21 protein-coding genes are annotated in these 19334 nt (G+C 71.8%); 10 read left to right on the forward strand and 11 right to left on the reverse strand.

What is annotated here, in order from left to right:
* The 4 genes from VFN12_RS00365 to VFN12_RS00380 all read right to left on the reverse strand — a co-directional run.
* Positions 1–1040: thiamine pyrophosphate-dependent dehydrogenase E1 component subunit alpha (locus VFN12_RS00365; RefSeq protein WP_414689994.1), on the reverse strand; the 1040-nt coding region annotated here is incomplete at its 3' end.
* Positions 1041–1181: 141 nt separating this feature from the next.
* Complete coding sequence (locus tag VFN12_RS00370; protein ID WP_325116545.1) at positions 1182–2090, reverse strand: cation diffusion facilitator family transporter; 909 nt, start codon at positions 2088–2090, stop codon at positions 1182–1184.
* 48 nt (positions 2091–2138) lie between these two features.
* Positions 2139–2795 (reverse strand): response regulator transcription factor, encoded by a 657-nt coding sequence (locus VFN12_RS00375; protein WP_325116546.1) that lies wholly within the window; start codon positions 2793–2795, stop codon positions 2139–2141.
* Complete coding sequence (locus VFN12_RS00380) at positions 2792–3883, reverse strand: sensor histidine kinase (RefSeq protein ID WP_325116547.1); 1092 nt, start codon at positions 3881–3883, stop codon at positions 2792–2794. Before VFN12_RS00380 ends, VFN12_RS00375 begins: the two co-directional genes overlap by 4 nt.
* A gap of 156 nt (positions 3884–4039) precedes the next feature.
* On the opposite strand from VFN12_RS00380, the gene VFN12_RS00385 reads away from it, so the two are divergent.
* Both VFN12_RS00385 and VFN12_RS00390 read left to right on the forward strand, forming a co-directional pair.
* Positions 4040–4660: a CDP-alcohol phosphatidyltransferase family protein gene (locus VFN12_RS00385; protein WP_325116548.1), complete on the forward strand. Its 621-nt coding sequence runs from the start codon at positions 4040–4042 to the stop codon at positions 4658–4660.
* The gene (locus VFN12_RS00390; RefSeq protein ID WP_325116549.1) at positions 4657–5124 is read left to right on the forward strand and encodes a hypothetical protein; all 468 of its coding nucleotides are present in this window, start codon (positions 4657–4659) and stop codon (positions 5122–5124) included. Before VFN12_RS00385 ends, VFN12_RS00390 begins: the two co-directional genes overlap by 4 nt.
* A gap of 62 nt (positions 5125–5186) precedes the next feature.
* Here the strand turns inward: VFN12_RS00390 and VFN12_RS00395 are convergent, their stop codons facing one another.
* Positions 5187–6155 (reverse strand): glutathione S-transferase family protein, encoded by a 969-nt coding sequence (locus VFN12_RS00395; RefSeq protein ID WP_325116550.1) that lies wholly within the window; start codon positions 6153–6155, stop codon positions 5187–5189.
* Positions 6156–6228: 73 nt separating this feature from the next.
* Here VFN12_RS00395 and VFN12_RS00400 point away from each other — a divergent pair, with 73 nt between their 5' ends.
* Both VFN12_RS00400 and VFN12_RS00405 read left to right on the forward strand, forming a co-directional pair.
* Positions 6229–6807 (forward strand): helix-turn-helix domain-containing protein, encoded by a 579-nt coding sequence (locus tag VFN12_RS00400; RefSeq protein WP_325116551.1) that lies wholly within the window; start codon positions 6229–6231, stop codon positions 6805–6807.
* Positions 6804–8060 carry an MFS transporter gene (locus tag VFN12_RS00405; protein WP_325116552.1) on the forward strand — a complete coding sequence of 419 codons (1257 nt, stop codon included), beginning with the start codon at positions 6804–6806 and terminating at the stop codon, positions 8058–8060. The genes VFN12_RS00400 and VFN12_RS00405 overlap by 4 nt, the downstream gene beginning before the upstream one ends.
* Positions 8061–8271: 211 nt before the next feature.
* On the opposite strand, the gene hisC is transcribed toward VFN12_RS00405, so the two are convergent.
* The 3 genes from hisC to VFN12_RS00420 are packed head-to-tail and all read right to left on the reverse strand — an operon-like array spanning position 8272 to position 10834.
* A complete protein-coding gene (gene hisC, locus VFN12_RS00410) occupies positions 8272–9342 on the reverse strand; it encodes a histidinol-phosphate transaminase (RefSeq protein WP_325116553.1) in 1071 nt (356 codons plus the stop codon).
* An 11-nt stretch (positions 9343–9353) separates the two neighbouring features.
* Complete coding sequence (locus VFN12_RS00415) at positions 9354–9905, reverse strand: VanZ family protein (protein WP_325116554.1); 552 nt, start codon at positions 9903–9905, stop codon at positions 9354–9356.
* 14 nt (positions 9906–9919) lie between these two features.
* Complete coding sequence (locus VFN12_RS00420; protein WP_325116555.1) at positions 9920–10834, reverse strand: dimethylarginine dimethylaminohydrolase family protein; 915 nt, start codon at positions 10832–10834, stop codon at positions 9920–9922.
* A gap of 159 nt (positions 10835–10993) precedes the next feature.
* Here VFN12_RS00420 and VFN12_RS00425 point away from each other — a divergent pair, with 159 nt between their 5' ends.
* Genes VFN12_RS00425 through VFN12_RS00450 form a run of 6 tightly spaced genes read left to right on the forward strand, consistent with a single transcriptional unit; the run spans position 10994 to position 15630 of the window.
* A complete protein-coding gene (locus tag VFN12_RS00425; protein ID WP_325116556.1) occupies positions 10994–11671 on the forward strand; it encodes a GntR family transcriptional regulator in 678 nt (225 codons plus the stop codon).
* Positions 11672–11696: 25 nt separating this feature from the next.
* Positions 11697–12089 carry a phage holin family protein gene (locus tag VFN12_RS00430; RefSeq protein WP_325116557.1) on the forward strand — a complete coding sequence of 131 codons (393 nt, stop codon included), beginning with the start codon at positions 11697–11699 and terminating at the stop codon, positions 12087–12089.
* Complete coding sequence (locus tag VFN12_RS00435) at positions 12086–12595, forward strand: low molecular weight protein-tyrosine-phosphatase (RefSeq protein ID WP_325116558.1); 510 nt, start codon at positions 12086–12088, stop codon at positions 12593–12595. The genes VFN12_RS00430 and VFN12_RS00435 overlap by 4 nt, the downstream gene beginning before the upstream one ends.
* Positions 12592–13449: a fructosamine kinase family protein gene (locus VFN12_RS00440; protein ID WP_325116559.1), complete on the forward strand. Its 858-nt coding sequence runs from the start codon at positions 12592–12594 to the stop codon at positions 13447–13449. Before VFN12_RS00435 ends, VFN12_RS00440 begins: the two co-directional genes overlap by 4 nt.
* Positions 13450–13492: 43 nt before the next feature.
* Positions 13493–14200 carry a response regulator transcription factor gene (locus VFN12_RS00445; RefSeq protein ID WP_414689995.1) on the forward strand — a complete coding sequence of 236 codons (708 nt, stop codon included), beginning with the start codon at positions 13493–13495 and terminating at the stop codon, positions 14198–14200.
* On the forward strand, positions 14197–15630 hold the full coding sequence (locus VFN12_RS00450; protein ID WP_325116561.1) for a HAMP domain-containing sensor histidine kinase: 1434 nt from the start codon (positions 14197–14199) through the stop codon (positions 15628–15630). The genes VFN12_RS00445 and VFN12_RS00450 overlap by 4 nt, the downstream gene beginning before the upstream one ends.
* A gap of 14 nt (positions 15631–15644) precedes the next feature.
* Here VFN12_RS00450 and VFN12_RS00455 read toward each other — a convergent pair whose 3' ends face one another.
* From VFN12_RS00455 to VFN12_RS00465, 3 genes are read right to left on the reverse strand one after another with little or no spacing between them, the layout of a single operon-like run.
* On the reverse strand, positions 15645–16880 hold the full coding sequence (locus tag VFN12_RS00455) for an anthranilate synthase component I family protein (protein ID WP_325116562.1): 1236 nt from the start codon (positions 16878–16880) through the stop codon (positions 15645–15647).
* Positions 16877–17470 (reverse strand): aminodeoxychorismate/anthranilate synthase component II, encoded by a 594-nt coding sequence (locus VFN12_RS00460; protein WP_325116563.1) that lies wholly within the window; start codon positions 17468–17470, stop codon positions 16877–16879. The genes VFN12_RS00455 and VFN12_RS00460 overlap by 4 nt, the downstream gene beginning before the upstream one ends.
* A 9-nt stretch (positions 17471–17479) precedes the next feature.
* Positions 17480–19327, reverse strand: coding sequence for an anthranilate synthase family protein (locus VFN12_RS00465; protein ID WP_325116565.1), 1848 nt, complete (start codon positions 19325–19327; stop codon positions 17480–17482).
* Positions 19328–19334: the final 7 nt, after the last annotated feature.

The following is a 19334-nucleotide window of genomic DNA, read 5'->3' on the forward strand; positions in this document are numbered from 1 at the left end:
CGCAGGTGGGCGCCGAGCTGCTTGGCCTCCTCCTGGACGTCGCCGATGAAGTCGTCGTCGACCAGTCCGTTGCGGCGCAGGTAGACCTCCAGCCGGGCGATCGGGTCCTTGAGCTTCCAGTGCTCCACGTCGTCGGAGAGCCGGTAGCGCGTGGGGTCGTCGGTCGTGGTGTGGGCACCCATCCGATACGTGTAGGCCTCCACGAAGGTCGGGCCCTGGCCGTCGCGGGCGCGCTGGAGGGCGGCCTTGGTGACGGCGTACGACGCGAGGACGTCGTTGCCGTCGACGCGGACGCCGGGAAAGCCGAAGCCGAGGGCGCGCTGGTAGAGCGGGATCCGGGTCTGGCGCTCGATCGGCTCGGAGATCGCCCACTGGTTGTTCTGGCAGAAGAACACGACCGGGGCGTTGTAGGAGGCGGCGAAGATGAACGCCTCGTTGACGTCGCCCTGGCTGCTGGCGCCGTCGCCGAAGTGGGCGATCACGGCTGCGTCGCGGTCGGGGTCGCCGGTGCCGACGACGCCGTCGCGCTGCATGCCCATGGCGTAGCCGGTGGCGTGCAGGCACTGGGCGCCGATCACGATCGTGTAGAGGCCGAAGTTGTTGTCGTCGGGGTTCCACGAGCCCTGGTCGACGCCGCGGAACAGGCCGAGGAGGCTGAGCGGGTCGACGCCCTTGCAGTAGGCGACGCCGTGCTCGCGGTAGGTCGGGAAGACGTAGTCCTGGGGACGCAGGGCGCGGCCGGCGCCGATCTGGGCGGCCTCCTGGCCGAGCAACTGGGCCCAGATGCCGAGCTCGCCGTGGCGCTGGAGCGCGGTGGCCTCGGTGTCGATGCGCCGGGTGAGGACCATGTCGCGGTAGAAGCCGCGCAGCTCGTCCTCGGTGAAGTCCTGGTCGAACTCGGGGTGGTGGACCCGCTCCCCCTCGGGAGTGAGGAGCTGGACGAGCTCGGGCCCGCCGTCTTGCTGGGAAGGCCCGAAGACCTCCACGAGGTCGGGGCCGAACCCTGGACCGGATCCGGGCCCGGGACTTGTCTGGGTCACCTGCACTCCTTCTGTTCTGACCAGAGCGGGGTCGCCGCCTTCGATCGGGAGCAGTGCGTGCCTGCTTGTGACGGGCACCACATGTCTGCGTGGCACCAAAAGTACCGGCCGGTCCGGCCCACCCGCCAATCCGGGGGTCGGTCAGTGGGTCTCGCCGAGGTCCTCGTGCTCCTGGTGGGTGACCGGCTCGACCTGGAACGTCGCGTGATGGATCTCGAAGTGCTCCCGGGCGCACTCGCAGAGCTGGTCGAGGACCCCGCCGACGCCGGTCGTCTCGAGGGTCTCGTCGGAGACCGTCACGTGCGCGGACAGGCTGGGCAGGCCGCTGGTGATCGTCCAGGCGTGCAGGTCGTGGACGTCGACCACGCCGGCGACGCCGGCGAGGTGGCGTCGTACGTCCTCGAGGTCGAGCTCGCGCGGGGCGATCTCGAGCAGCACGGCGGCGGAGTCGCGCAGCAGGACGAACGAGCGCGGGAGGATCATCACCGCGATCACGAGCGAGGCGATCGGGTCCGCCCGGACGTAGCCGGTCAGGGCGATCACCACCCCCGCGGTCACCGCGAGCACCGACCCCACCAGGTCGGCGAAGACCTCGTTCGCGGCACCCCGGAGGTTGAGGGATCCGCTGGTCGACCGGCTCAGGACGAACAGGGAGACACCGTTGGCGACCAGCCCGACCGTGGCGAACACGATCAGCACCCCGGCCCGGACCGGCTCGGGATCGACCAGCCGCGAGATGCCGGCGTAGGCCAGGTAGCCACAGACGCCCAGCAGCACCAGGGCGTTGAGGAGAGCGGCCAGGATCTCGGCCCGGTGCCAGCCGAACGTCGAGCGGGGCCCGGCCGGCCGGGCGGCCACGTACGACGCTCCCAGCGCGAGGACGATCGCGGAGACGTCGGTGGCCATGTGGCCCGCATCGGCGAGGAGCGCGAGGGACCCGGCGATCCACGCACCGACCAGCTCGACGACGAGCACCACCGCGGTGATGCCGAGCACCAGCCGGAGCCGGGACCGGTCGGCGGCCCGACCGGTGGCGTGGGAGTGACCCATCCTTCGAGGGTAGTGACCCGGACCGGTCCGGCTCCGGCGAAGAGCCGGTCAGGTGGCGATGCCGGCCCGGATCGCGAGGATCGCGGCCTGGACCCGGTCGCGGCTACCGGTCTTGGAGAGGACGTTGGTCACGTGGGACTTGACGGTGCTCATGGACAGGTGGAGCCGTCCGGAGATCTCGGCGTTGTTGAGCCCCGCCCCGACCAGGGCCAGCACGTCGCGCTCGCGCCCGGTGAGCCGGTAGCCGGAGAGGTCGACGCCGGAGACCGGGCCTGCGCCGCGGACCCGGTCGAGCACCGCCCCGGTCACCTCGGTGGAGAGGATCGAGCCTCCGGAGGCGACTGTCCGCACCGCCCCCACGAGCTCGCGGCCGCTGCACCGTTTCAGCAGGAACCCGCGTGCACCAGCCGCGATCGCGTCGAGGACGTAGGCGTCGTCGTCGAACGTGGTCACCACGACCACCGCGGGGGCGTACGGGACCGCAGTCAGCTTGCGGATGGCCTGCAGCCCGTCGAGGACCGGCATCCGGATGTCGACCAGGGCCACGTCGATGTTCGGGTCGGCGCGTACGGCGTCGAGGAACTGCTGACCGTCGGCGCCGGTGGCGGCGACCTCCATGTCCGGTTGGGCGGCGATCATCATCGCGAACCCGTCGCGCACCATCTCCTGGTCGTCGACCACCGCGACCCGCACCTTGTCGCTCATCGGTGGTCCACGGGGATGCTGACGTCGAGGATCGTGCCGCCTCCGGGACGAGTGCTCAGGTCCCAGGTGCCACCAAGCGCGCTGACCCGCTCCTCGATCCCGAGCAGGCCGGCACCCCGGTCCGGCGCCACCCGGGGCCCGACCCCGTCGTCGCTGACCCGGAGCCGCACCCGGCCGTCGCTTCGGGTCAGCTCGACCCACGCGCGCTCGGCGTGTGCGTGCCGGGTGACGTTGGTGAGCGCCTCCTGCGCGATCCGGTAGACCGTGAGCACGCCGACCTCCCCGAGGCCGAGCTCCTCGTCCATCCGGACCGACACGTCCACGCCCTGCCCCCGCAGGGGTGCGGCGAGGAGCTCATCGATGTCCAGCAACCGGGGCGGAGCGGTCACCACCAGGTCCGCCTTCGGGTCACGCAGGTGGACGACGAGCGAGTCGAGCTCGCCGAGCGCCTTGCGGCCGAGGTCCCCGATGTTGCGCAGTGCCGCCTGCGGATCGCCCATCTGTCCCGCCTCGGCCTGCACCACCATCGCGGTCACGTGATGGCCCACGACGTCGTGCAATTCCCTTGCGAGGCTGGTCCGCTGCTCGAGCCAGGCCGCCTTGCCGCGGAGGGAGTGGGCCTGCTCCGTCAGCTGCGCCTCGGTGAACCGTGACCGCAACACCAGCCCGAGCCCGCCACCGAGCGCGACCGCCAGAAACCCGGAGACCGTCGCCTGGCCGGGGAAGAGGAACAATGCGCCGACCGAGCCGGCGAAGCCGAACGCCCACCCGACGATGGGCACCTCATGCAGGTCCTCCGTGACCGACACCATCACGAACGCGGACACCGCCGGCCACAGGAACACGGCATCCGGCGTCCAGAGGGCGATGAAACCGCCGCCGATCGCGAGGATGGTCGCGCGGAACCTCCGGTTCGGCACGGAGGCCACCGCGATGACCGGGATCCAGCCCACCACCCAGACCGAGTTGGGCTCCGCTTCGTAGATGAACACGCCGAACATCGATCCGACCGCAGCCAGGCCGGCTACGGCGTAGGCCGTCCGCCGCAGCAGGTGGGGGTCGACGCGCAACCGTCCCAGCGGGTTCATTGGCCCAGTCTCCGCCGTCACGAGGTGTTACGGGGCGGTCCGCGCCAATTCGGTACCTGGGTACCGGTCGGGCGCGGGGCCGGGGTGCCTTCCCGCCCCGGGAACGGCACCGTCGACCGTTCTGCAAGAGGACCGCGGAACGGGACCGTCGTCGACATGACGATGACGCATCTCCCCAACGCGGCCCAGGCGCTTCACGTGGTCCCGACAGCCCTGCCGGTCGGCCCTTTCCGCACCGTGCCCAATGCGGTCACGCTGGTCCGCACCGTGCTTGCGGTGACGATCGGCAGCATCGCCGTCGCCTCAGGCGACCTGATGCTGCTCGCGGTGGCGTACGGCGTCTTCTGGGCCGGCGACATCGCCGACGGCTGGTCCGCCCGGAAGCTCGGGCAGGAGACCCGGGCCGGGGCGGTGTTCGACATCGTGTGTGACCGCGCGTGCACCGGCATCCTGTGCGTCGGCCTGGTGGCATCGGTCCCGTCGGCGCTCCCGGTCGTGGTCGTGTTCGTCCTCTCGTTCATGGTGCTCGACTCGATGCTGTCGATGGCGTTCCTGTGCTGGCCGGTGCTCAGCCCCAACTACTTCCACGTCGTCGACCGGCGGGTCTGGCAGCTCAACTGGTCGCCGCTCGCGAAGGCCGCGAACACCGCGGGCGTCGTGGGCGCCCTGGCGCTGGAGCTCTTCTCCGTCGCCTTCGCCGTGGCCGTCGTGGTGCTGGGGGTCAAGCTCTGGTCGGCCCGCCGCGTGATCCGGCTGCTGGCCGCGGAGGGACGGTGAACGGGCTGGCGGAGTCCGCGGTCGCGGCCGTGGTCGGTGTCGGCTCCGCACTCCTGCCGGTCGTCAACGCCGAGGCCTACGCCCTGCTGGCCGCCGCGCGGACCCACGGCGTTGGGGCGGTGGCTGTCGTGTTCGCACTGGCCGCCGGACAGACCATCGGGAAGCTCCTGCTCTTCGGGGCGGCGCGCCGGGGGTCGGGCCGTCTGCACACGCGGTTGTGCCGGCGCGGTGAGGGGCGCGCGGCACGTTGGCATGACCGCGTGTGCGCCCTGATGACGAGGCGGCGTACCGGACTGCCGACGGTCCTGGCGTCCGCCGCCGTCGGCCTGCCGCCGCTCGCGCTGGTCAGCCTGGTGGCCGGCGCGTCGGCACAGCGTCGCTGGGAGTTCGGGTCGGTCTGCCTCCTCGGACGGCTGGCCCGGTTCGCGGCGCTGACCCTGCCGGCTGCCTACGCGCTCACCTGAACGCAGGCCCGAGAGCGGGGGAAGGCGCTGACCCGCCCGAAAGTTTCGGGCGGGTCGGCGGGCTAGAGCCGCTCGCGACCGTGCGGCTCGTGCCAGACCGACATGTCCGGACCCTCGGGGACGATCCCGGTCGGATTGATGTCGGTGTGCACCACGTAGTAGTGCTGCTTGATCTGCTCGATGTCGGTGTTCTCCCCGAAACCCGGCGTCTGGTAGAGGTCGCGGGCGTACCCCCACAGCGCCGGCATCTCGGTCAGCTTGTTGCGGTTGCACTTGAAGTGCCCGTGGTAGACGGCGTCGAAGCGGGCCAGCGTGGTGAACAGGCGCACGTCGGCCTCGGTCAGCCGGTCCCCCATCAGGTAGCGCCGGTCGACGAGCCGCTCCTCGAGCCAGTCGAGGGCAGCGAACAGCTGCTGGTACGCCGCGTCGTAGGCCTCCTGCGTCCCCGCAAAGCCGCAGCGGTAGACGCCGTTGTTGACGTCGGTGAAGACCCGGTCCATCACCTCGTCCATTTCGGCGCGGACGTCGTCGGGCCACAGGTCCGGAGCGTCGGGGCGGTGGTGGTCGCGCCACTCGAAGAAGAAGTCGTGGGTGATCCACGGGAAGTCGTTGGTGACCACCTTGCCGGTCGGCACGTCGACGATCGCGGGCACCGTGATCCCGCGGGGGTAGTCCTTGTAGCGCGCGACGTAGGCCTCCTGCAGCCGCTCGATGCCCAGCACCGGGTCCTGGTCGCGGGGGTCGAGGTCGAAGGTCCAGCTCCGCTCGTCGTGGGTGGGACCGGCCAGTCCCATCGAGATGACGTCCTCGAGCCCGAGCAGCTGGCGGACGATGATCGCCCGATTGGCCCAGGGACAGGCCATGGCCGCGATCAGCCGGTAGCGGCCGGGCTCGACCGGCCACGTCCGGCCCTCGGTGGGGCCGGCCTCCGGTTCACGCCCGCCGCGGGTGATCCGGTCGGGGATGTAGTTCATGTCGCGCGAGAAGCCGTCCTCCTCGACGTACGACGTTTCCTCGCTCCGCTCGCTCATGCCCCGAGCCTAGTCAGGAGGAATCTGCAAAGAAATGTTTGCAAACATCTCTTTGCAATCGTAGGCTCCCGCCATGGACGACCTCACGACGATCACGCCGTCGCCCGAGGCGCTCAAGGCGCTCTCGCACCCGGTTCGGCTGCGGATGCTCGGCCTGTTGCGGATCGAGGGTCCCGCTACGGCCACGTCGCTGGCGGCCCGGCTCGGGCTCAACACCGGCGCCACGTCGTACCACCTGCGCCACCTCGCGCAACACGGCTTCATCGTCGACGACGCCGAGCGCGGCAACGCCCGCGACCGGTGGTGGCGGGCCGTGCACCAGTCGACGACGGCAGGTCGCGAGGACCCCGGCGACGACGAGGCCGGGGAGGTGCTCGACGCTTACCTCCAGGCGGTCGCGGTCCTCTACACCGAGCTGCTCCAACGGGCGATGGAGGAACGCCCCCTGCTGCCGGAATCCTGGCGCAACGCGTCAGAGTTCAGCGACTACGTGCTCCGGCTGACGCCGGCCAAGGCGCGCCGGGTGCGCGACGCCATCCACGAGGCGATCCTTGCCACCGAGGAGGACCCGGTGTCCGAGGAGTCCGAGCAGTTCGTCGTGCAGCTCAGCGCCTTTCCCCTGCCCGGCACGGTGCGGGGCAATCCGGCATGAGCACCCGCCGCCCGCTCTACGGCTGGCTGGTCTCCGAGGCGGTCTCGATCACCGGCACCCGTGTTTCGATGATCGCGCTGCCCTGGTTCGTGCTCACCACCACGGGGAGCCCCGGCAAGACCGGGCTGGTGGCCCTCGCCGAGATGCTGCCGATGGTGCTGCTCAAGGTGCTCGGCGGTCCGATCATCGACCGGGTCGGCCCGCGCCGGGTCAGCATCACGTGCGACCTGCTGAGCGTCCTGGTGGTGGGGTCGATCCCGCTGATGTACCAGGCCGGTCACCTGTCCTTCCCCGGCCTCCTGCTGCTCGTCGCCATGGCCGGCGCCCTCCGGGGGCCCGGCGACGGCGCCAAGCACGCGCTGGTCCCAGCCCTCGTCGAGCGCGCCGGGGTGCCGATGGAGCGCGCCACCGGCCTCGGGTCCACGGTTGAGCGGGGTGCCTCGATGCTCGGCGCCATCGTCGCGGGCGGCCTGATCTCGGTGATCGGCCCGGCCAATGCGTTGCTCGTCGACGCCGGCAGCTTCCTGGTCTCGGCTGCCGTGCTCGCGTGGGCAACTGTCGGGATGGGCCCGGCCCCCCGCGAGCAGGGCGCCGCCGAGCCGCCGTACCGCCGCCAGCTGGCCGAGGGGTGGCGCTTCCTCCGCGGCGACCGGGTGCTGCTCGGCATCGCAGTGATGGTCGCGCTCACGAACTTCCTCGACATCGCGTGGACCACGGTGCTGGTGCCCGTCTGGGCGAAGGAGTACGGCGGCGGTGCGGCGGCGATCGGTCTCCTGTTCGCGGTGTTCGGAGGCGCGTCCGTCGCCGGCGCGCTGTGCGCAGCAGCCTGGGGCGAACGCATGCCTCGCTATCGGACCTACCTCCTCGCGTTCCTGGTCACGGGTCTGCCCAGGTTCGCGGTGATGGCCTTCGACGTGTCGATCTGGTGGGTGCTGGCGATCAGCGTGGCCGGAGGATTCGCGTCCGGGTTCTTGAACCCGATCCTGGGCGCGGTGATGTACGAGCGGATCCCCGTGCGGCTGGTCGGCCGCGTCACCTCGCTGACCACCGCGATGTGCTTCGCCCTGATGCCCCTGGGCGGGCTGCTCGGCGGGGTGCTGGTGAGCGGCTGGGGCCTGACGGCCGCGATGCTCGCGACCGGGGCGGCGTACTTCGTCGTCACGATGGCGCCGGCTTTCGACCCGCGCTGGCGGGAGATGGACGACCGTCCGGTGCCGGCACGGACCGGTCGCGTGCCCGAGGACGCCCACTAGGTCGGACTCGGGCACACGACCGCGTCAGCCGGCCCACTCCCCGGCCGGCCGGATCGGGCTCGGGCGGTATGCGGGTCACCCGCGGGTTGACCTGCATACCTTGATGAAGCGCCACCTCCCTCGGTGAGCTTGTCGTGGGAAGTGCAGGTTCACCTGCATACCTTGATGAAGCTGCTGAGCGGGATCGAACTTCGGGCACACGCCCGCTCGATCAGCGGGCCCACTCCCCGGCGAGCTCGATGAAGCGGTCGTTGGCCTCGTACTCGCCGATGGAGACGCGGGCACCGTCACCGGCGAACGGGCGGACCATGATGCCCTTCGCCTCGGCCGCGGCGGCGAAGTCGAGGGTCCGGTCGCCGAGCTCGAGCCACACGAAGTTGCCCTGGGCGTCGGGGACGTTCCAGCCCACCTCGGCGAGGCCGGTGACCACCCGGTCCCGCTCCTCGACCAGTGCCTCGACCCGCGCGAGCAGCTCGGCCTCCCGCTCGAGGGAGGCGACGGCCGCGGCCTGGGCGACCGAGGAGACCCCGAACGGCAGCGACACCGCCCGCAGGGCGGTGGCGATGGGCGTGGGCGCGACGGCGAACCCGACCCGCAGCCCGGCGAGGCCGTAGGCCTTGGAGAAGGTGCGGGTCACCACGACGTTCTGGTGTGAACGGTAGGCGGCCATCGCGTCGATCGGGTCGTCGATCCGGACGAACTCGACGTACGCCTCGTCGACCACCACCAGGACGTGCGGCGGCACCTGGGCGAGGAACGCATCGAGCTCGGCCTGCGACACCGCCGGCCCGGTCGGGTTGTTGGGGGTGCAGACCAGGACCACCCGGGTCCGCTCGGTGATGGCGGCCGCCATCGCAGCCAGGTCGTGCCGGCCGTCCGCAGTGACCGGCACCTGCACGGCGGTGGCGGCGGCCGCGGCGACCGCGATCGGGTACGCCTCGAACGAGCGCCAGGCGAAGACGACCTCGTCCCCGGGCTCGCAGAACGCCTGGGCGAGCTGGTAGATCAGCGCGACGGAGCCGGTGGCGACGGCCAGGTCCTCGACCGGTACGTCGAAGCGGTCCGACAGGGCGGCGTACAGCTCGGAGCTGCCCATGTCGGGGTAGCGGTTCATCCGGGCGGCGGCCCCGACCGCGGCCTCGAGCACGCCGGGCAGCGGCACGTGCGGGTTCTCGTTCGACGAGAGCTTGTAGGACCTCATCCCGGGCACCGGTGTCGGCGGCTTGCCGGCCACGTAGGCCGGGATGGCGGAGACATTGGGGCGCGGCTGCGGCGAGCTCATGGTCGGTGAGGCTATCGGTGCCGCCACGGCCGGAGCACCAGCGCCAGCGCCAGCCCGATCAGGGCACCGACGAGCGCGCCGGTGACGTTGTCGACGAAGTCGGTGAGATCGCAGGCGCGGTCGATCCTGGCCAGCTCGAACTGGACGAGCTCGATCGCCCCGGAGTAGACGGCGAGGAAGCCGAGCCCGAGCGGCACCACCAGGATCGCCAGGCCCGGGCGGCGCATCGCGGCGATGACCAGCAGGACCCCGGAGGGCACGAACAGCAGCGTGTTGAGCAGGCGCTGGTCGTTGCCGAACATCGCGAATCCGTCGGGTGCCGGCCCGCCGATCTCGCGCGAGCAGAAGGGCAGCCGGCTCTCGGCCGGCACCACCCCGGGCGCGCCGTACGGCGGGATCAGGGTCACCAGCGCGATCACCACGAGCGACCAGACGAACCCCGACACCGCGATCGCGTGCATCCAGCCCGAGCGTCGCGCGAGCAGGAATGCGAGGGCGCCGCAGGGCAGGAGTGCCACTGCGGCGCCCGCGAGCATCACGCCGATGCCACCGACCGGAAACACCCGGCCGAGGCTACTCAGCCGGCGAGCGGCAGTCCCATCGGCGGTACGACGACGGCTCCACCCTCGACCCGGGGGAGGTCCCGGCCGAGCCGGACGTCGACGGGGTTGGTCAGGCAGCGGATCGAGCCGCCGCCCTTGTGGAACTCCGACACGTCGACGATGCGGATCTCGAAGCCGGCGGCCTCGAGCTCGGCGCGGACGCGGTCGGGACAGGCGGGCATGACGACGGTGCGGCCGATCACGATCGAGTTGGCGGCGAAGGTGGTGAGCGCCTCCTCCTCGGTCAGCACGATCGGCTCCGGCACCAGCGCCATCAGCGCCTCGGCGGACTCGTCGTCGAACGCGGCCGGGCACACGAGCGCACGGGTCTCGTCGAGCGGGCAGAACGCCAGGTCGAGGTGGTACATCCCAGGGTGGGTGATCCGCAGCCCGCGGACACGGACGCCCAGGTCGACGGCGAGGTGCTTGAGGGCGAGCTCCTCGGTCCGGGGCCCGTAGCCCACGACCAGCGCGTCACCGAAGGCGAAGGCGTCGCCCGCCTCGAAGTGGGCGCCGACGCCCTCGCGGCCGACGTACGACGTGGTGGAGCCGTGCCCGGCGAACCACGGCTGGGCGGTGCTGGTCTCCATCCGCCGCTGCGGGTGGCGCATGTGGGACATGACGACGTGGCGGCGGCCGTCGGGCCGCACGATGCCGAGGCCGAGGTTCATCGCGTAGACCATGTCGGGCGCGTCCTCGCGCTGCCCGAGGGCGTCGACGTCGCCGCCGAGCGAGCGGATCGCCTCGACGAGGTCCTCCCACTGCTCCCGCGCCCGCACCGGATCCGGCTGGTCGGCGAGGTCCATGAAGGGGTTGATCCGGTACTCCACCCGGAAGTGATCGGGTCGAACCATCACGTACTGCCTGCCCCACGCGAGTGTTGTGCCCATGGCTTGTCGCCTCCCTCTGGAATCGTTGAAGATTGTTTGATTGTCAGACAATCTGACATGTCCAAGTGTGGCGGGTGGGAGCGCGCGACGCAAGACAGGGGCACAATGGGCCCGCATCGAATGGGTCACACCGAGGCCGGATCGTCGAGGGGAGGCGGGATGACCGAGCCGTTCGGCTCGCTCCACCTCGAGCACTCCTCCACCGTCGACCGCATCGTCGAGGAGCTCCGGCGGGCGGTATTCGAGGGAGAGCTCGAGTCCGGGACGCCGCTGCGCGAGGTGGCCCTGGCCTCGTCCCTGGGCGTCTCGCGCCCCACGGTCCGCGAAGCGCTGGGCGTGCTGGTCGCCGAGGGCCTGGTCACGCGTGAGCCCAACCGGGGCGTGTCGGTGACCAGTCCCGACCCCGGCTCGGTGCGCGACGTGTGCCGCGCCCGCACGGTCCTCGAGATCGCCGGGGTCAGGCACTGGCCCGGCGCCGACGAGACCGACCGGAAGGCCGTGCGCGAGGCCCTCCGCGCCTACGAGGAGGCGGCCGAGGACGGCGCCTCCTACCAGGTGCTCAACGAGCGCCACCTCGCCATCCATCTCTCGCTCGTCGGCCTGACCGGGTCACCGCGGCTGGTGGCGATGGCCGAGGCCTTGGTCGGCGAGCTCCGGCTCGCGCTGGCCCAGGTCGACCGCGAGCGCCAGAACGCGCAGGCCCAGGTGGGGTCACACACCCGCCTCCTGGACCTGCTCGAGACCGGCCGGATCGACGAGGCCGTCGCCGACCTGGAGAGCCACCTCGCGGGGGCCGAGGACGCGATCATCGACCGCCTGCACCTGGAGGAGGGGTAGGGACACACGCCCTACGATCGCTTCCGTGAGGTTCCTGACCTGGCTGTTGACCAACGCCGCGGCCCTGGCCCTGGCCGCCCTCCTCTTCGACGGCATCAGCTTCGGCGGACCCGACCAGGGCCAGGCCGAGGTCACCCAGAAGCTCCTGCCGCTGCTGCTCGTGGCGCTGATCCTCGGCGCGGTCACATCGTTCGTGAAGCCCGTCCTGCAGATCCTGTCGATCCCGCTGATCATCGTGACTTTGGGCCTGTTCCTCTTCGTGATCAACGCGCTGATGCTGATGTTCACCGCGTGGCTCGCCGGCGTGCTCGGCATCGGCTTCCACGTCGACGGCTTCTGGACCGCGGTCGGCGGGTCGATCGTGATCACCATCGCCACCTGGGTGCTGGACCGGGTGGTCGGGGAGCGCGACCGGTGACCGTCGACCCCACGACCCTCCCCGCGCCACGGACCCCGGGGCGCTACCGCATCGGCGTGGTCTGCCTGGGCAACATCTGCCGCTCGCCCACGGCCCACGTCGTCCTCGCGACCCTGCTCGACCAGGCCGGTCTCGACGGCGTCGTGGAGGTTGCCAGCTGCGGCACCGGCACCTGGCACCTCGGCGAGGCCATGGACGACCGCGCGGCGACGACGCTCTCCGCGGCCGGGTACGACCCCAGCGGCCATCGGGCCCGGAAGTTCGACGCGGGGTGGCTGGACGACTACGACCTGGTCCTGGCCATGGACCAGCAGAACCTCGCCGACATCGGCGGAAGGACAGCCCGGGTGGCCCTGTTCCGGGACTTCGATCCGGTGGACACGGGCGCGGATGTGCCCGACCCGTACTACGGTGGCCTCGGCGGTTACGAGGAGGTCCTGCGCATGGTCGAGCGCACCGGCACGGCGATCGTCGCCGCGTTGCAGAAGGAACTGCCCCTCACATGACACGGCTGCCGGTGATCGCCCAGCGGGCCGAGTCGTTGCTCGGCGCGGCCGTGGTGGCCACCGCCCCGGTGGCCGGCGGCGACATCTCGACCGCCACGCGGCTGCGGCTGAGCGACGGCACCACCGCCCTCGTCAAGACCTACCCGCAGGCCCCCGAGGGCTTCTTCGACGTCGAGGCCACCGGCCTGCGGTGGCTGGCCGACAGCGGCGGGGTCTCCTGCCCGGACGTGCTCGGCTCCGACGACGAGTGCCTGATCCTGCGCTGGATCGAGCCGGGCAAGAGCACCGTCGACGCGGCCACCGCCTTCGGGCAGGCCCTGGCGCGGACCCATGCGGCGGGTGCGCCGTCGTACGGCCTGGAGCGGGACGGCTACATCGGCAGGCTGCCGCTGCCCAACCGGACGGCACCGACCTGGGCGGAGTTCTACGCCACCCGGAGGGTGCTGCCCTATCTCAAGCTGGCCCGCGACCGGGGCATGGCCACCGCGGACGACGCCGCCATGGTGGAGTCCGTCATCGGTCGCCTGCCCGACCTCCTCCCCGAGGAGCCGCCGTCCCGGCTGCACGGCGACCTGTGGAACGGCAACGTCCTGTGGGGTCTCGACGGGGTCGTGCGCGTGATCGACCCGGCGGCCCACGGCGGCCACCGCGAGGCCGACCTCGCCATGCTCTCGTTGTTCGGGCTGCCCCACCTGCCGCGCGTCATGGACGCCTACACGGAGGCGACCCCGCTCGCCGACGGCTGGGAGGACCGGCTGCCGCTGCACCAGCTGTTCCCGCTCCTGGTCCACGCCTGCATGTTCGGCGGGGGCTACGCCTCACGGGCGGCGGCGGTCGCGGCGCGCTACGCCTGATCGTTCTCAGCGGTGGCTCAGGCACGGCTGGCACAGTGGGATGGTGACCGCTTCGTCCCAGGCGCCTGCACGCGTGCTCGTCGTCGACGACGACCGGGCCGTACGTGAGTCCCTCCGCCGCTCGCTGGAGTTCAACGGGTACGCCGTGGCCCTCGCGGCCGACGGGGCCGAGGCGCTGGCGTCGATCTCCGGCAGCGCGCCCGACGTGGTGGTGATGGACGTGATGATGCCGCGGCTCGACGGTCTCGAGGCGACCCGGGCCCTGCGCAAGGCCGGCAACGACGTACCGATCCTCGTGCTCACCGCACGCGACGCGGTCGGCGACCGCGTCGAGGGACTCGACGCCGGAGCCGACGACTACCTGACCAAGCCGTTCGCGCTGCAGGAGCTGCTGGCGCGGCTCCGCGCGCTGCTGCGCCGCGTGGTACCCCACGAGGACGCCCCCGACGAGGTGCTCACCTTCGCCGACCTGTCGCTCGACGTCGCCACCCGCGAGGTGCGCCGGGGCGACCGCCTGGTCGAGCTGACCCGCACCGAGTTCACGCTGCTGGAGATGTTCCTGCGCAGGCCGAGGCGGGTGCTCGAGCGGTCCTTCATCCTGGAGGAGGTGTGGGGCTACGACTTCCCCACCACCGCCAACTCGCTCGAGGTCTACGTCGGTTACGTCCGTCGCAAGACCGAGGCCGGGGGCGAGCCGCGGCTGATCCACACCGTGCGGGGCGTGGGCTACGTCCTGAAGCAGGAGACATGAGGCCGCCGCTCGCCGAGCGCTTCCACTACCGCCGGTCGCTGGCCAGCCGGGTCATCCTGCTCACCACGATCGCGGTCGGGCTGGCGGTCGCGTTCCTCTCCGCCGGGGCGTACTTCACGGTCCGGATGCAGCTGCAGTCGACGCTCGACGAGTCGCTGCTCGACCGCGCACACCGCGCCGCCGACTCCCCGGCGCTCCAGCAGCTCCCGACCGACTACGAGCTGCCGTCGTGGGCGCTCGGCGCGGCGGACGTCCGGATCGCCTTCATCACCTCCAGCCGCTCGATCCTCACCCCCGACCGGGAGCGTCCCTTCCCCCTCCTCGGCGAACCCGAGCTCGCCGTCGCGACGGACGCCCAACGGGAGAGCATCCGCACCATCGCCGTCGACGGCGTGCGCTACCGCGTCGTCGCGGTGCCCACGCCCCAGCCCGGGCAGGCGCTGGTGATCGCCCAGTCGCTCGAGGGCCACGAGGACGTGCTGGCGCAGCTCGGCGTGGTGATGCTCCTCTTCGGGCTGGCCGGGGTCCTCGCGGCCGGCGTCGCCGGCTGGACCGTCGCCCGCAACGGACTCCGACCGGTGCGCCGGCTGACCGCGGCGGTCGAGGAGAACGCCCGCACCGAGGACCTCCACCCGCTCCCCGTGGAGGGGGACGACGAGATCGCCCGGCTCACCACGGCGTTCAACCGGATGCTCACGGCGCTGGCCGCCTCGCGCGACCGGCAACGGCGGCTGGTGGCCGACGCCGGACACGAGCTGCGCACCCCCCTCACCTCGCTGCGGACCAACCTCGACCTGCTGGCCCAGGCCGACGGCTCCCCCGACCTGCCGGAGGAGGCGCGCGCCGAGCTGCTCAGCGACGTACGCGCCCAGATCGAGGAGCTGACCACGCTGATCGGGGACCTCGTCGAGCTGGCCCGCGAGGAGCCGATGGCCCACATCGTCGAGCCGGTCGACCTCGCCGAGGTCGTCGACCGGGCGGTCGCGCGGGTACGCCGCCGGGCGCCGGGCATCGGCTTCGCGGTGCAGGCCGACCCGTGGTGGGTCGTCGGGGAGGCCTCGGCGCTGGAGCGGGCGATCACCAACCTGCTGGACAACGCCGCCAAGTGGAGCCCGCCCGAGGGGGTCGTCACCGTCCGCATCGTCGACGGCGTGCTCACCGTCGACGACCAGGGCCGGGGCATCTCGGACGCCGACCTGCCCCATGTGTTCGAGCGCTTCTACCGCGCGGACGAGTCCCGCTCGATGCCCGGGTCCGGGTTGGGACTCTCCATCGTCCGACAGGTCGTCGACCGGCACGCGGGGTCGGTCACCGCCGGGCGTTGTGCCTCCGGCGGATCGCGGTTCACGGTCCGGCTGCCCGGCACCCCCACCGTGCCGGAGGGCCAGAGCGCCCCCTCGTCCTCCGACGCCCTGACCGGTCCCGGCTGACCCTGCCGGGCGCCTCAGCCGGAGAGAACCCGCAGCAGCCGGTCGGCCTTCCAGCGCGACTCGGCGTACTCGTCACGGACGTCGGAGTGCACCGTGATCCCGCCGCCGGTGCCGAGCAGGTACCGCCCGTCGCCGGCGGTCATGAGGGACCGGATGATCACGCCGAGGTCGGCCCGGCCGTCGGCCGAGACCCAGCCGAACGCCCCGGCGTACGGCCCGCGCGGGCTGCTCTCCACCTGCTCGATGATCTGCATGGTGCGCAGCTTCGGCGCTCCCGTCATCGATCCCGCCGGAAACAGCGCCCGCAGCGCCCCGACCGTCGAGACGTCGTCGCGCAGCCGGCCGCGGATCGTGGACACCAGCTGGTGGACGGTCTCGTAGGACTCCACGGCCATCAGGCTCGGCACCTCGACGCTGCCCGGCTCGCACACCATCGACAGGTCGTTGCGGAGGAGGTCGGTGATCATCAGGTTCTCGGCGCGGAACCTCGGCTCGGCGGCGAGCCGCTCTCGCAGGACCTCGTCCGCCTCCACGGTGGAGCCGCGGGAGGTGGTGCCCTTGATCGGCTTGGTCTCGATCATCCGGTCGCCGTCCACCAGCGCGTAGCGCTCGGGACTCGAGCTGAGCAGCCACGCCCGCGCGTCCGGCAGGTCGTGCTGGAGGAAGCCGGCGTAGGGCGCCGGGTTGAGCTCGCGCAGCCGGAGGTACGCCGCCGCCGGGTCGAGATCGCTCGGCCGCTGCTCCCGGTAGGTGAGGTTGACCTCGTAGGAGTTGCCCGCGCGCAGGTGCTCCTGGACCCTCGCGAACGCCCGCTCGTAGCTCGCGTCGTGCGCTGACGTGGCTGCCCGGGCGGCCATCTGGGAGCTCGACCCGGTCAGGTCGTGCTCGAACATCCGCACATGTCGGGGCCGCATCCAGACGGCGTCGGGGATGCCGCTTCCGGTGGCGGCGGGGAGGTCGGGCCGGGAGGCGTAGCCGAAGTAGCCGAACCACTGGTCGGTCGGACGGCCGGATCCGAGCTCGGCCTCCAGTGCCGCGAAGACGTCGGCCCCGACGACCTCCGAGGCGCCGGCCGAGTGACGGACGACCTCGCCGCGCGCCGCGTCGTAGGTCAGGGAGACGTCGTCCTCGTCGAGCCAGCCGATGATCGAGCGGCGGCCCGACCACTCTCGGGCACCGCCGCCGTCGAGCCAGAAGCAGCGGCGACGCGCGGCGGCGACATCGCGGAAGACGGGGACCGGGTCGGTCATCGGCGGTCCAGGAAGTTGGCGACGATCGCGGAGCCGTGCTCGGAGAGGATCGACTCGGGATGGAACTGCACGCCCTCCAACGGCAACGACACGTGGCGCACGCCCATCACGACCTCCGGCTCCTCGCCACGGTCGCCCGCGCAGGAGGCCGTCGCGACCAGGCAGCCGGGCAGGTCGAGGGCGGCCAGGGAGTGGTAGCGCACGCCCGCGAAGCCCTGCGGCAGGCCGGTGAAGACGCCCCGTCCGTCATGGCTGATCCGGGCGACCTCCCCGTGCGCGAGCCGGTGCAGGTCCGCCACCACCCGGCCGCCGTACGCCGTCACCAGGCCCTGCATGCCGAGGCAGACGCCGAGCACCGGCGTCGTGCCGGCCAGGAGCACCTCACGACCGACCGAGAAGTCCTCCGGGTTGTCCGGGCCGCCGGGCCCGGGCGAGAGGACGACGTAGTCGTGGGCGAGGACGTCGGCGGCCGTCGCCTCGTCGTGCTGCACCACGCGCGGGAGGACGCCGGTCACGGAGGCGATCAGGTGGACGAGGTTCCACGTGTAGGAGTCGTGGTGGTCGACGACGACCACGTCCGGCACGGGCACCGGGTCAACCTACTGCGACGGGCAGAGCAGCTCCCGGACGAGATCGTGGATCAGGTCGTAGCCGTTCTCCGTCAGGATCGACTCAGCGTGGAACTGGATGCCGCGGAAGTGGGGGCCCCGCACGACGTGCACGTCGCCGGTGAGCGGGTCGGCCTCGACGCTGACGCCCTCGGGGAGCGGGTCCCCGTCGCCGACCCGTCCGACGAAGGTGTTGTAGAAACCGACCCGCTCGGTGCGCCCCTCGATCGACACCGGCGACTGCGTCCCCTGGAAGACGATGTCCTTGTAGGACAGCGGGATCCCGAGCCGCTCGCAGAGGGCCTGGTGTCCGAGGCAGACCGCGAGGAACGGCACGTCGCCGTCGAGGACCCGCCGCACGGCCCGGCGGAAAGTCGCGATCTTGGGATCGTCGCCGTCCCGTGGATCGCCGGGACCGGGGCCGACGATGACCAGGTCGTGGCCGTCGAGGTCGCCGTCGGCGTACTCGTCGTGGCGTACGACGCTGCTGGTCAGTCCGAGCACACCGAGGACGTGGCGGAGCATGTTCACGAAGTCGTCCTCGCCGTCGAGGATGACCACCGACCTCCCCTTCAGCGCGGGGTCGGGCGGGGCCCCGGCCTGGTCGGTCAGCCAGAAGCGGCTGAGCCTGCGGTTGCGGGCGTTGAGCGTGAGCAGGACGTCCTCGTCGCTGACCAGCTCCGCGATGTTGACCTCCGGCCGGGGGGCGGGCGGCACGAGGCCGAAGGCGCTGAGGATCCCCCCGGCCTTGGCGTGCGTCTCGGCCACCTCGTGGTCGGGATCGGAGTCGCGCACCAGCGTCGCGCCGGCGGTGACCGTGAGGCGTCCGTCGAGGCCGACGTCGGCGGTCCGGATCACGATCGGGCTGTCGACGACCGGGCCGCCCTCGGGGTCGCGTCCGAGGATCGCGAGCGCCGCGCCGTAGTAGCCACGGCCCTGGGGCTCGTACTGCCTGATCAGCCGGCAGGCGTTCTCGACCGGGCTGCCGGTCACCGTGGCGGCGTACATCGTGTCGCGCAGGACCTCGCGCGGGTCGCGGTGCGTGCGGCCGGCGAGGAGGTACTCGGTGTGGACGAGATGGGTCATCGGCTTGAGGAACGGGCCCAGCACCTGGCCGCCCTCGTGGCAGATGTCGCACATCATCTTCAGCTCCTCGTCGACCACCATGAAGAGCTCGTAGATCTCCTTCTCGTCGGTGAGGAAGTCGAGCAGCCGGGCGGTCACGTCGCCCTCACGCGGGATCCGGAAGGTCCCGCTGATCGGGTTCATCCGGACGTCTCCGCCGTGGATGGTCACGTGCCGCTCCGGGCTGGCGCCGATGAGGTAGCGGTCGCCGGTGAAGAAGACATAGGTCCAGTAGGCGCCGCGCTCGCGCTCGAGCAGGCGGCGGAACACCGTCAGTGCCGTGGCCGCCCCCCAGTCGGCGACCTGCGCGCGGAAGTGGCGGCCGATGACCAGGTTGGCGCCCTCTCCCTGGCCGATCTCGTCCCGGATGATCGCGTCGACGAGCCTGCCGTACTCATCGTCGTCGGTCTCGAAGCCGCCCCGGTCGGCGAACTCGACGCCGGTGTCGTCGATCGCGTCGAGCACCTCGGCGACGGAGAACTCCAGCTCGCTCTCGACGTCGACCACCACCAGGGGCGTGCCGTCGTCGTGCGCCTCGAACCCACGCTCGGCCACCTGCCGGAACGGGATCGCCAGCAGCCGGTCGGCGATGTGCCCGTCCTCGGGCTCGCCCTCCTCGAGGGGTACGTCGAGGATCGACTCCACGACGGAGCGGCGACCGCCCACGATCCCGACCGTGTCCCGGTCACCCGCCCGGGTCGATCGCCGGATGATCGCGTCG

It is taken from the genome of Nocardioides sp. (genome assembly GCF_035703625.1).
In the GTDB taxonomy this organism is placed as follows: Bacteria; Actinomycetota; Actinomycetes; order Propionibacteriales; family Nocardioidaceae; genus Nocardioides.